The sequence below is a fragment of the Klebsiella sp. 1SOBk5mer genome (assembly GCF_046603115.1).
Taxonomy (GTDB): Bacteria; Pseudomonadota; Gammaproteobacteria; order Enterobacterales; family Enterobacteriaceae; genus Klebsiella; species Klebsiella quasipneumoniae.
In genome coordinates this window covers 1-12,552 of sequence record NZ_JBKIUU010000005.1, presented here as the reverse complement: position 1 = coordinate 12,552, position 12,552 = coordinate 1, and the positions used below count along the sequence as shown (strand labels likewise).

The window sequence follows — 12,552 nt, the reverse complement described above, 5'->3', positions numbered from 1 at the left end:
TAGTTTATCCGACTCTCTCCAGCCCCAGCATGCCTCGCGCCTGGATAAAGCACAGCAGCAATCCCCCCCACAGCGCCATCGTCAGATAGGGGCTGATACCGAGGATATTGAACCCACTCTCAATGATCTGCAGCAGGAACAGCGCTAGCACCATCCCGACGATGCGCCCGCTGCCGCCATCCGGATTCACGCCGCCAAGCACCGCCGCGAGGATCGACACCAACAGATACGATTCTCCATAAGACGCTTTGGCTGAGTTCAGCTTCGACATCATCAGAAACGCGGCCACAGCGCAGAGCAGGGCCGAGATGACATATACCCACATCAACACCCGTCGGGTATTGATCCCGGAATAATGTGTCGCCCGCTCGTTGGATCCGATCAACATGATCGCCCGACCCAGCGGGCTTTTCTCCAGCAGCACCCACAGCCCGATCGCCACCACCGCAAAAAGCCACATTGGTAGCGGAATACCAAACCACTGGGCATGATTCAGCCACAGTACCCACTGAGGATAGTTAGCGATGGCGCTGCCGCCGGTGATCAAAATATTTATCCCTTTGAGCAGGGTCATCATACCGAGGGTCGCCAGGATCGGCGAAACACGGATCCCGGCGATCAGTATCCCGTTGCACAGGCCAATGATCATCGCCGCCCCTCCGCCGGCCAGCAGCGTCGCCAGCGCAGTGGCGGCACCCGGTGGATAGCTTGTCGCTACCCAGGCCATCACCAGCGAGCAGGCATTGGCGGTCGCGATAATTGACAGATTAATGCCGCCGCAAAGCATGGTCATTGCCATCGCCAGCGCCAGGATCCCCAACACCGGCATTTGCGAGGCAATCGACTGGAAATTAGTGACAGACCAGAAGATGTTTGGCATGGCAATGCTAAAAGCGATAACCGTCAGCAGCAGCAGGCCGATCAGGTAAAACTCAACGTTATTGCGCCATGATTTTTTCATAACAAGCTCCGGTTCTGATGCTGGCTCCAGGCCGTTACGCTGATACTGACGACGATGATCGCCCCGGTAATCAGGGTCTGCCAGTAGGAGGAGACCCCCAGCAGGTTCAGGCCGTTCTGCATCACCGCCAGTAAAATCACCCCCAGCAGCGTACCGGTGAGGGTTCCGCGCCCGCCAATCAGGCTGGTACCGCCCAGCACCACCGCGGCCAGCACCGTCAGCTCATAGCCCAGCAATGAATCCGGCGCGACAGTCATCACTGTCCATGCCTGCACGACACCTGCGGCCCCCGACATCAACCCCATATAGCCATAAACGAACAACTGCAGGCGGAGCACACTGAAGCCGACGCGGCTGGCGGATTCCCGGTTGCCGCCCATGGCATAGATCTTGCGGCCAACGGTGGTGAAATTCATGATAAACGCGGTCAACAACACCACCGCTATCATCGTCAGCAGCGGCAGCCCCAGGCCGTAATCGTAACCATCGGCATCGGTGTATTTGAACAGCATGACCCCCTTTTCAAACCACGGGGGGAAGTCATAGAGCCAGACACCTTTGCTTAACCACAGCAGTAAACCGTAGAAAATATTGAGCGTGGAAATGGTGATAATGATCGAGGGGACCCGCAGACGATTGACCAACAGCGCGTTAACCAGCCCCAGTAGCACGCCGATACCGCCGGCAAGCACAAAGGCCACCGCGAAGTTGCCGCCCACTTTTTGCAGCATCACCACCATGCCGTACTGGGCGATAATGGTCATGGCCGGGAAGGAGATATCAATCCCGCCGGCGATCAGCACCACGAACAGGCCACAGGCGAGGATAGTCAGCATCGCGTAGTTATTAGCGAGGTCGTAAATATTACCGAAAGTGAAAAATTCCTCACTGCGCCAGCCCAGCATCAGGCACAGCGCGATAATAAACATACCTAACCAGAATTCATGTTGTTTCAACAGATTAGCCATTAACCACCTCCGCTATCTGCTGTTGGTTACTGCTGTCCGGCAGGAAGCTATGCGTCAATTCGCCCTGCTTCATCACCAGGATGCGATGACTCTGGTACCACGCCTCTTCGATCTCGTCACAAATCATCAGCACGGCGATGCCATGGGCAGCCAAATCGCTGATGATATGATAGATCCCGGCTTTGTTTGCGATATCCACCCCCACCGTCGGGCTATCAAGGATCAGCAGCTTAGGGGCGATCGCCAGCCATTTGGCGATAGAGACGCGTTGGGCATTGCCGCCGGAGAGGGTATTCACCGGCAAATGCGTATCCGGCGCTTTAATGGTCAACGCGTTGACCATTCTCGTGACCAGTTGCTGAGCTTTACTGTCACTCAATAGTCCGCAAGTGCCTTTCACTTTATGAAACACCGTGCTGATGATGTTATTTTCAATCGACTGACTCATCACCAGGCCGCGTGACATACGGTCCTCAGAGACATAGCCGATACCGTGGCGGATAGCGTCCTGATTGCTACGCAACCGCACCGGTTGGCCATTTATCAGGATCTCGCCGCTGTCGGGGCGGGTCATGCCGAAAAGGCTCAGGCACAACTCTGTTCGCCCCGCACCCAGCAGGCCGACTATCGACACCACTTCTCCGGCTTCGACCTTCAGAGAGACGTTGTGATATTCCCCCTTGCGGCTGAGATTGCGCACTTCCAGTACCGGCGTGCTGCCCTTCCCTTGCCACAGGTCGCGCACCTGATAATCAAACTCCTGGCCCGTCATCAGAAAACCGAGTCGCCGAGTAGTCACCTCTGCTGCCGGTAAGGTGCCGACCAGATTGCCATCCTTCAGCACGCTGATGCGATCCGATACGGCCATGACCTCTTCCAGACGGTGGCTAACGAAGACGATGCAGATCCCCCTCTCACGTAGCTGGCGCACGACATTCAGTAGTCCCTCCACTTCCTGATGGGTCAATGAGGCCGTGGGTTCATCCATAATGATAAGCCGGGCGTCCTGCGCCAGCGCGCGGCAGATCGCCACCAGCTGGCAGCGGGCGATGGAGAGCGACTCAACGGTGGCATCAAGCGGCAGCGAGACGTTAATACTCCGCATCGCCTGCTCCGCACTGCGCCGCAGTTCGCTGCGCTTTACCAGCACGCCGCGGTGATAGTGGTTGATGGCAATGTTCTCCCACACGCTGAGATTGGGAAACAGCGACAGATCCTGATAAATCACCTGGATCCCATGGGCGACAGAGGCCGCAGGCGTCAGTCTGGGCCACGTCTTGCCGCCCAGCTCCATCGCCGCGCCCTCATCCGGGCGATAGACGCCGGAGATAATTTTGATCAACGTCGACTTCCCGCAACCGTTCTGCCCGGCCAGGCAGTGCACTTCCCCGGGCATAAAATCGATGCTGATATCATTGAGCGCGCGGTTGGCGTGGAAGGTTTTGCTGACGTGACGAAGGGAAAGGAAAGGTTCCATAGCATCCCCTGGCAGGTTAAGCCGGGGCGCCAGGCGCCCCGGAAGATGGATTAGTAGAGCGAATCAATATTGTCTTTATTTACCAGCAGCACTTTATGGAAGCGGATAATATGCTTGTCGCTATCGACATCCGCTTTACCGAGCTCTTTCAGTTCAAATCCTGGCTCAATGGATTTGCCGTTCAGCAGGGTGCTGGCGACGGCCGCGAGGGCATAGCCGGCTGTCGCCGGATCGTAGGTAATGCCTTCTGTAATATCACCACTCTTAATGAGGGAGGCCGCCTGCGATGGGATCATCATCCCGTAGACCGCAACTTTGTTTTTCGCACGCTTCTCTTTCACCGCGCGCCCCGCGCCAATCGGACCATTCGAACCAAAAGAGACCACCGCTTTCAAATCCGGGTAAGTTTTCATTAGATCGAGCGTGGTACGGCGGGAATCATCAACACTTTCCGCTACCGGCATGCGGCGGGTGACTTCATGCATGTCCGGATAATGCTCTTTTTGGTATTTCACCAGCAGATCGGCCCACAGGTTGTGCTGCGGTACCGTAAGACTACCTACATAGATAACGTAGCCGCCTTTGCCACCCATCCGCTTGGCCATATGCTCCACATATTCAGCGGCGAACTTCTCGTTATCGATGATCTCCACATCCCAGTTGGCGCTCGGCTGCCCGGGCGATTCGTTGGTCAGCACGACGATGCCGGCGTCACGGGCTTTTTTGAATACCGGCTCCAGCACGTTGGCATCGTTAGGCACGATAGTGATGGCATCCACTTTACGTGCAATCAGGTCCTCAATAATTTTCACCTGCTGCGGCGCGTCGGTGCTGGACGGCCCAACCTGAGAGGCGTTGAGGTTAAACTCTTTCCCAGCCTGGACTACCCCTTCACCCATCCGGTTAAACCATGGCATGCCATCTACTTTTGAAATATTGACTACCGTTTTTTCCGCCGCATATACCGGCGCGGAAATAAGCGCAGCCCCCAACAGCAAGGATGAAAAAATATTAACGACCAGACGTTTATGCATAATAATTAGCCTCAATACGTTGTAGTCAGACAGGGGTATGACGCAAAATGGAAAAAAGATATAAATAGTAATAATGTTAATAATTTAGAAGAGAATAAACACAAGCTGTAACAGCAGACAGGTAATATCCAGCTATAAATATGGATAATAATACTATAATCCTGTGACGTGAGCTTTTTCACAAAAAGCCTGCAACATACTTTATTGTTCCATAATAATTATCAGGTCTATGAGAAAGCCTATTTTCCCGTCTGGTCATTTACCGCAAAACAACAAAAAAATAATACCAGAAAAATCATATGGTTTTTGATTGCGCTCTTGGCCTATTCCGTGGCACGATAAAAAGATGAACAGAAACGCGATCGTAACCTATCCCCGCCGTTGGTGGCTGCCTGCATAACAGGCGGCACGATACACGTTTCCATTTTCAAAGCCGCCGGAAGGCGGCTTTGGTGTTTTCAGGACGTCTTTCGGCTGAACAGTCTGATAAGGAGTCCCTGATGAACCATCCGCAAACCATCCTCACTGGCGACCGCCCCACCGGCCAGCTACATCTTGGCCACTACGTCGGCTCGCTGCGCCAGCGCGTCGCGCTGCAGCACGACCACCAGCAGTTTATCCTGATCGCCGACCTGCAAGGGCTCACTGACAACGGCAGCAACCCGCAAAAAATCAGCCATCATATTCTCGAAGTGATGGCCGATTATCTGGCCGTCGGCATTGACCCCAGGCTCACCACGCTCTGCCTGCAGTCCGCCCTGCCCGCGCTGGCGGAGCTCAGCGCGCTGTATATGAATATCGTCACCGTCGCCCGCGTGGAACGTAATCCGACGGTCAAAAATGAGATTGCCCAGAAGGGATTCGCCCGTTCGCTGCCGGTGGGCTTTCTCGCCTATCCGATTAGCCAGGCGGCCGATATCACCGCCTTCAAAGCCGAACTGGTGCCAGTGGGCGACGATCAGCTACCGATGATTGAGCAGACCAACGAGATCGTCCACAAGATGAATAGCCTGACCGGCGCGCCAGTGCTGCGCCACTGCAAGGCGCTACTCAGCGAAGTGAGCCGCCTGCCGGGCGTCGACGGCAACGCCAAAATGTCGAAATCGCTGGGCAATACGCTGACGTTATCGGCCAGTGAAGAGGAGATCCACCGCGCGGTCAGCGCGATGTATACCGACCCGACGCACCTGAGAGTCAGCGATCCGGGGCATGTCGACAGCAACGTGGTGTTCACCTATCTCGACGCTTTCCATAGCGATAAGGCACTGGTGGCTGAGATGAAAGCCCACTATCAGCGCGGCGGGCTGGGCGATCGCCAGTGTAAAAATGAACTGGAAACCTGCCTGCAGGCGCTCCTGGCGCCGATCCGCGAACGGCGGGCCACCTTTATTCAGGATAAAGGGATGCTGCTGGAATTGTTGCGTCAGGGCAGCGAGCGCGCCCACCAGTTGACGCAGCAGACGCTGCATGAGGTGAAACGAGGTCTGGGGCTGCCAGTCCTGTTCTGAGGTGATGAAAGGTTTCCGGTAGTGGATATTTTGTTAACGCGTCGACAAGACCCTGCCTTTCATGTGGACAACACCGCCGCGAATGTTACTATCGCGTTAACGGTAGCTCTCACTATGCGTGTTTCATTAAGGCCTGGATCGCTGATGATGACCACATAAGTAGTACAGCGTTCGGCTGCGCATCGACGCGGTAGAGCGCTGCGTCAGCGGCCCTTCCCCACTCATTCGTCCTTCGCAAGGAGGACGCTCCGCCCGCCGGAGAAGACACGCGTATCACTTCGCACAGGGAATCAAGCGAGTCGCGTATGGACAAAATAAAGAAACGTTGGACAGGGTATTTTGTCGGCTTACTGGTGGTACTCGCCGCCGCAGCATGGTGGCTGCTGCGCCCGCCGGGCCTCCCGGAGGGTTTTGCCAGTAGCAACGGACGAATCGAAGCCACCGAGGTGGATATTGCCAGCAAAATCGCCGGGCGTATCGACACCATTCTGGTCAAAGAGGGTCAGTTCGTGCACCAGGGAGAGGTGCTGGCGAGAATGGATACCCGTGTACTGAACGAGCAGCGTCTTGAAGCCGCCGCGCAAATCAAGGAAGCGGAAAGCACGGTCCTGGCCGCCAGAGCCTTGCTCGATCAGCGGCAAAGTGAAATGCGCGCCAGCGAAGCGGTAGTGAAGCAGCGTCAGGCGGAGCTCGACTCCACGGCGAAACGTCACGTCCGCTCGCACACACTCTCCCAGCGCGGCGCCGTCTCCGCTCAGCAGCTGGATGACGATCGCGCCGCGGCGGAGAGCGCTCGCGCGGCGCTGGAGTCGGCGAAAGCCCAGGTCTCTGCCGCCCGCGCCGCCATCGAAGCCGCCCGCACCAGCATTATTCAGGCGCAAACCCGCGTCGAAGCCGCCCAGGCGACCGAGCGGCGGATCCTGGCCGATATTGACGATAGCGAGCTGAAGGCGCCCCGCGACGGCCGTATTCAGTATCGCGTCGCCGAGCCCGGCGAAGTGCTGGCCGCCGGTGGTCGGGTGCTGAATATGGTCGATCTCGCCGACGTCTATATGACTTTCTTTCTGCCCACCGAACAGGCAGGTCTGCTGGCGCTCGGCAGCGAAGCGCGCTTGATCCTCGATGCCGCTCCGGATCTGGTGATCCCGGCCAATATCAGCTTTGTCGCCAGCGTCGCCCAGTTCACGCCGAAAACGGTGGAGACCCGCGACGAGCGTCTCAAACTGATGTTCCGCGTCAAAGCGCGTATCCCGCCGGAGCTGCTGGCGCAGCACCTGGAGTATGTCAAAACCGGTCTGCCCGGCATGGCTTACGTGCGGCTGGATAACCAGCAGTCCTGGCCTGAAGCCCTGACGGTGAGGTTGCCGCAATGATACTGACGCCACAGGATACTTCGCCTCCCGTCGCCCGGCTGGACAACGTTGGCCAGCGCTTCGGCATCACCGTGGCGCTGCGGGATATCAGTCTGGCGATCCCGGCGCGGCGCATGGTCGGCCTGATTGGCCCGGACGGCGTCGGCAAATCGAGCCTGCTCTCTCTCATCGCCGGGGCGCGGGCCATTGAGCAGGGTAACGTGATGGTGCTCGGCGGGGATATGCGCGACGTTCATCACCGCCGCGAGGTGTGCCCGAAGATTGCCTGGATGCCGCAGGGGCTGGGGAAAAACCTCTATCACACCCTTTCGGTGTATGAAAACGTCGACTTCTTCGCCCGCCTGTTTGGCCACGATAAAGCCGAACGCGAATCTCGTATCAACGAGCTGCTGCAGAGCACCGGGCTGGCGCCGTTTCGCGATCGCCCGGCGGGTAAGCTCTCCGGCGGGATGAAGCAAAAGCTGGGGCTCTGTTGCGCCCTTATCCACGACCCGCAGCTGCTGATCCTCGATGAACCCACCACCGGCGTCGACCCGCTTTCCCGGGCGCAGTTCTGGGAGCTTATCGACAGCATTCGTCAGCGCCAGCCGGAGATGAGCGTACTGGTGGCTACCGCCTACATGGAAGAGGCTGAGCGCTTTGACTGGCTGGTGGCGATGAACGCCGGCGAGGTGCTGGCGACCGGTACCGCTGCGGAGCTGAAAGCGCAGACCGGCAGTCAGACGCTGGAGCAGGCGTTTATCGCCCTGCTGCCGGAAGCGCAGCGCCAGGCGCATAAGGCAGTGGTAATCCCGCCGCGCGACGACCGCGAGGAAGAGATCGCCATCGAAGCCCGTGGGCTGACCATGCGCTTTGGCGACTTCGTCGCCGTCGACCACGTTAACTTCCGCATCGCCCGCGGTGAAATCTTCGGCTTCCTCGGCTCCAACGGCTGCGGCAAATCCACCACCATGAAGATGCTCACCGGCCTGCTGCCCGCCAGCGAAGGCGAAGCCTGGCTGTTCGGCCAGCCGGTCGACCCGAAAGATATCGCTACCCGCCAGCGGGTGGGCTATATGTCGCAGGCTTTCTCGCTCTATAGCGAACTGACCGTCCGGCAAAACCTCGAATTGCACGCCCGCCTGTTTCATATTCCGGACGGCGAGATCCCCGGGCGGGTGGCGGAAATGAGCGAGCGCTTCATGCTCAGCGAAGTGGAAGACGCCCTGCCCACCGCCCTGCCGCTGGGCATCCGTCAGCGTCTGTCGCTGGCGGTGGCGGTCATCCATCGCCCGGAAATGCTGATCCTCGACGAACCCACCTCCGGGGTCGATCCGGTGGCACGGGATATGTTCTGGCAGCTGATGGTCGACCTCGCGCGTCAGGATCGAGTGACCATTTTTATTTCCACCCACTTTATGAATGAGGCAGAACGCTGCGACCGCATCTCGCTGATGCACGCCGGCAAGGTGCTGGCCAGCGATACGCCGCAGGCGCTGGTCGAGCAGCGCGGTGCCGCCAGCCTCGAAGAGGCGTTTATCGCCTGGCTCCAGGAGGCGCAGCCAACCGCCGCAGCTCCTGAGGAACCTGCGCCAGCTGCAGCATCCCATCCAGAACGCGCGGCCCCGCGCCAGGCCTTCAGTCTGCAACGGCTGTTCAGCTACAGCCGCCGCGAAGCGCTGGAACTGCGCCGCGATCCGGTGCGCTCGACGCTGGCGCTGCTGGGAACGGTGATCCTGATGTTTATCATGGGCTATGGGATCAGCATGGACGTCGAGGATCTGCGCTTTGCGGTACTCGACCGCGATCAAACCCTCAGCAGTCAGGGCTGGTCGCAGAATATCGCTGGCTCACGCTACTTTATCGAACAGGCGCCGCTGCGCAGTTACGATGAGCTCGACCGGCGGATGCGCGACGGCGAGCTGGCGGTGGCGATAGAGATCCCGCCGAACTTTGGCCGCGATATCGCCCGCGGCACGCCGGTGCAAATCGGTGTCTGGGTGGATGGCGCAATGCCAAACCGCGCGGAAACGGTACGCGGCTACGTGCAGGCCATGCATCTGGCCTGGCTGCAGGAGATGGCCGCCCGGCAGAGCAGTCCGCAGCGCGCTACCTCTCTCATCTCCATTGAGACCCGCTATCGCTATAATCCGGACGTGAAGAGCCTGCCGGCCATCGTCCCGGCGGTGATCCCGCTGCTGCTGATGATGATCCCGGCGATGCTCAGCGCCCTGAGCGTGGTACGCGAGAAGGAGCTCGGGTCGATCATCAACCTGTACGTGACGCCGACCACCCGCAGCGAATTCCTGCTCGGCAAGCAGGTGCCTTACATCGTACTGGGAATGTTTAACTTCTTTTTGCTGTGCGCGCTGTCGGTCTTCGTCTTTGGCGTATCACATAAGGGCAGCTTCCTGACGCTGAGCCTGGCGGCGCTGCTCTATGTCACCATCGCCACCGGACTGGGACTGCTGATCTCAACCTTTATGAAGAGCCAAATCGCCGCCATCTTCGGCACCGCCATCATTACGCTCATCCCGGCGACCCAGTTCTCCGGGATGATCGATCCGGTGGCGTCGCTGGAAGGCCCCGGGCGCTGGATTGGACAAATCTACCCGACCAGCCACTTCCTGACTATCGCCCGCGGCACCTTCTCCAAGGCGCTGAATCTCAGCGATTTGTGGGGCTCCTTTATTCCCCTACTGATTGCGGTGCCGCTGGTGCTCGGGCTGAGCGTGTTGCTGCTGAAGAAACAGGAGGGGTGATGCGCGGATTACGTAATATTTATAACCTCGGCGTCAAAGAGCTGCGCAGCCTGCTGGGTGATAAAGCGATGCTGGCGCTGATCGTGTTTGCTTTTACCGTGTCGGTGTACTCCTCAGCTACGGTGATGCCCGGCTCGCTGCACCTGGCGCCGATTGCGGTTGCCGATATGGATAAGTCGCAGCTCTCTTCACGCATCATTAACGCTTTCTACCGCCCCTGGTTTCTCGAACCGGAGCTGATCACCGCCGATGAGATGGACGCCGGCCTGGATGCCGGGCGCTACACTTTCGCCATCAATATTCCGCCAAATTTCCAGCGCGATGTGCTGGCCGGCCGCCAGCCGGAAGTGCAGGTCAACGTCGACGCCACGCGCATGAGCCAGGCCTTTACCGGCAACGGCTATATCCAGAATATTATTAACGGCGAAGTAAACGGCTTCATTGCCCGCTACCGGGAGAACAGCGTGCTGCCGGTAGAGCTGGCGGTAAGAATGCGCTTTAACCCTAACCTGGAACAGGAGCGCTTTGGCGCGGTGATGGCGATCATCAACAACATCACCATGCTGGCTATTGTCCTCACCGGTTCGGCGCTGATCCGCGAGCGCGAGCACGGTACCATCGAGCATCTGCTGGTGATGCCGGTTACGCCGTTTGAGATCATGATGGCCAAGATCTGGTCGATGGGGCTTGTGGTATTGGTGGTCTCCGGGCTGTCGCTGCTGCTGATGGTTCAGGGGATTTTGCAGGTGCCCATTGAGGGGTCGATTCCACTGTTTATGCTGGGGGTGGCGCTCAGCCTGTTCGCCACCACCTCGATCGGCATTTTTATGGGCACCCTCGCCCGCTCGATGCCGCAGCTGGGGCTGCTGATGATCCTGGTGCTGCTGCCGCTACAGATGCTCTCTGGCGGCTCCACGCCGCGGGAAAGTATGCCGCAGCTGGTTCAGGATATCATGTTGACCATGCCGACCACCCACTTCGTCAGTCTGGCGCAGGCGATTCTCTACCGCGGCGCCAGCTTCAGTATCGTCTGGCCGCAGCTCTTAACCTTGCTGGCTATCGGGGCGGTGTTCTTTACTATCGCCCTGCTGCGTTTTCGCAAAACGATTGGTCAGATGGCGTAAGGGCTTAAGAAGGGCCGTCGACTCCCGGCGGCCCGAATGGTTTATTTGTGGCGATTCATAAAGTGGCGAAGACCCCAGGTGAAGGCCATCGCCATGCTGAAGAGAATGAACAGCAGCACCACCCAGCTGATGGAGATGCGCAGCAGCGTGCCGGGGGTCATAAACGGCTGCAGATAGACAGTGAAGGACTGGGCGGGTGATTTCCCCAGCAGTTCATACAGGTTATCCGTCAGCCACACGCCGACCCGGCAGAACAGCCAGATTATCGCTGGCCAGCAGAGCAACACCAGAAAGGTAAAGCGCTCCTGAAGGTAAGTGAAGAGCCGGCGCAATGGCGACCAGTTAAGCAGGATTTTCATTTCTATTCTCATATCGCCAGCCGATAACCAGAGCAGATAACGCAAGGTACGTCGGACAGCATCCATACAGGCAATCATCCCTCTTTGTATATCAAATTTGCTGTCATATAAACCAGATCAAGTTAACAAAGTGTTAATGATATAGCGGATCAAGCCCAAAAACCGGCAAGATGCATACCCATTGTTGCAATAAATGGGGAGTGAAGTCCTCAGCGGCGGAAATAATTTCGTAATTTCGCTAACGCGTTAATATTCCGAAAGAAGAAGCAGCGCTATTATTTCGCAGAGCACAAGATAATAGCGCTGAAATAGAGAGAGATATTTAATCGTAGCCACTGATAATTATTTTTCGACTCGTATCATTGGATAAATTCACGGTACGAGCGACCACACCACGCGCGTAATTCTCAGTATTTTGCGAGGCAAAAAGATAGGTATTTTTCCCGCAGCGTTGCAGAGATTGTTTATTCACCATACCCGTGTTGCAGGTTTCTGACACCACCCGCCCGGAGAGCGTCAGGTTGGCGGATTAGCGAAGCAGTAGCAGGACTTCAGGCGATATTTTTCCTGAGTCGGTGCTGCATATCTTGTCCGCGCCACAGGGGCGTAGCCCCATGTCAGATCCGTAGCCCCGGTAAGCGCAGCGCCACCGGGGGAAGCATGCCGGCACCCTCGCCGGAGGACAAAAACGCAAAAAAGCCCGGTCTTTCGACCGGGCTTTCTGCTTTATTTGATGCCTGGCAGTTTATGGCGGGCGTCCTGCCCGCCACCCTCCGGGCCGTTGCTGCGCAACGTTCAAATCCGCTCCCGGCGGATTTGTCCTCCTCCGGAGAGCGCTCACCGACAGACAACAGACGAAACAAAAGGCCCAGTCTTTCGACTGAGCCTTTCGTTTTATTTGATGCCTGGCAGTTCCCTACTCTCACATGGGGAGACCCCACACTACCATCGGCGCTACGGCGTTTCACTTCTGAGTTCGGCATGGGGTCAGGTGGGACCACCGCGCT

General features: G+C 57.8%; 10 protein-coding genes and 1 rRNA gene. 4 read left to right on the top strand and 7 right to left on the bottom strand.

Annotation, left to right across the window (positions count from 1 at the left end):
* Window positions 1-4 precede the first annotated feature (4 nt).
* The 4 genes from ACLH1U_RS12895 to ACLH1U_RS12880 are packed head-to-tail and all read right to left on the bottom strand — an operon-like array spanning window position 5 to window position 4,440.
* Window positions 5-961, bottom strand: a complete 957-nt coding sequence (locus ACLH1U_RS12895; RefSeq protein WP_048296584.1) for an ABC transporter permease — start codon at window positions 959-961, stop codon at window positions 5-7.
* On the bottom strand, window positions 958-1,929 hold the full coding sequence (locus ACLH1U_RS12890) for an ABC transporter permease (RefSeq protein ID WP_023291824.1): 972 nt from the start codon (window positions 1,927-1,929) through the stop codon (window positions 958-960). The genes ACLH1U_RS12895 and ACLH1U_RS12890 overlap by 4 nt, the downstream gene beginning before the upstream one ends.
* A complete protein-coding gene (locus tag ACLH1U_RS12885) occupies window positions 1,922-3,406 on the bottom strand; it encodes a sugar ABC transporter ATP-binding protein (RefSeq protein ID WP_023291823.1) in 1,485 nt (494 codons plus the stop codon). Before ACLH1U_RS12885 ends, ACLH1U_RS12890 begins: the two co-directional genes overlap by 8 nt.
* A gap of 50 nt (window positions 3,407-3,456) precedes the next feature.
* Entirely contained in the window at window positions 3,457-4,440 is a 984-nt protein-coding gene (locus ACLH1U_RS12880; protein ID WP_023291822.1) for an autoinducer 2 ABC transporter substrate-binding protein, read from the bottom strand.
* Window positions 4,441-4,940: 500 nt separating this feature from the next.
* Between ACLH1U_RS12880 and trpS the strand changes: the two genes are divergently transcribed.
* From trpS to ACLH1U_RS12860, 4 genes are all read left to right on the top strand, one after another.
* Window positions 4,941-5,948, top strand: coding sequence for a tryptophan--tRNA ligase (gene trpS, locus ACLH1U_RS12875; protein ID WP_411299285.1), 1,008 nt, complete (start codon window positions 4,941-4,943; stop codon window positions 5,946-5,948).
* A gap of 305 nt (window positions 5,949-6,253) precedes the next feature.
* Window positions 6,254-7,321: an HlyD family secretion protein gene (locus ACLH1U_RS12870; RefSeq protein WP_072422436.1), complete on the top strand. Its 1,068-nt coding sequence runs from the start codon at window positions 6,254-6,256 to the stop codon at window positions 7,319-7,321.
* Entirely contained in the window at window positions 7,318-10,062 is a 2,745-nt protein-coding gene (gene rbbA / locus ACLH1U_RS12865; protein ID WP_219804034.1) for a ribosome-associated ATPase/putative transporter RbbA, read from the top strand. The genes ACLH1U_RS12870 and rbbA overlap by 4 nt, the downstream gene beginning before the upstream one ends.
* The gene (locus ACLH1U_RS12860; protein WP_072421087.1) at window positions 10,062-11,186 is read left to right on the top strand and encodes an ABC transporter permease; all 1,125 of its coding nucleotides are present in this window, start codon (window positions 10,062-10,064) and stop codon (window positions 11,184-11,186) included. The genes rbbA and ACLH1U_RS12860 overlap by 1 nt, the downstream gene beginning before the upstream one ends.
* Before the next feature lie 41 nt (window positions 11,187-11,227).
* Here ACLH1U_RS12860 and ACLH1U_RS12855 read toward each other — a convergent pair whose 3' ends face one another.
* The 3 genes from ACLH1U_RS12855 to rrf all read right to left on the bottom strand — a co-directional run.
* Window positions 11,228-11,545 (bottom strand): hypothetical protein, encoded by a 318-nt coding sequence (locus ACLH1U_RS12855; protein WP_004204117.1) that lies wholly within the window; start codon window positions 11,543-11,545, stop codon window positions 11,228-11,230.
* Window positions 11,546-11,867: 322 nt separating this feature from the next.
* Entirely contained in the window at window positions 11,868-12,065 is a 198-nt protein-coding gene (locus ACLH1U_RS12850) for a DUF2574 family protein (RefSeq protein WP_085551445.1), read from the bottom strand.
* 383 nt (window positions 12,066-12,448) lie between these two features.
* Window positions 12,449-12,552: ribosomal RNA gene (rrf, locus tag ACLH1U_RS12845) — 5S ribosomal RNA — on the bottom strand; the annotation flags it as partial.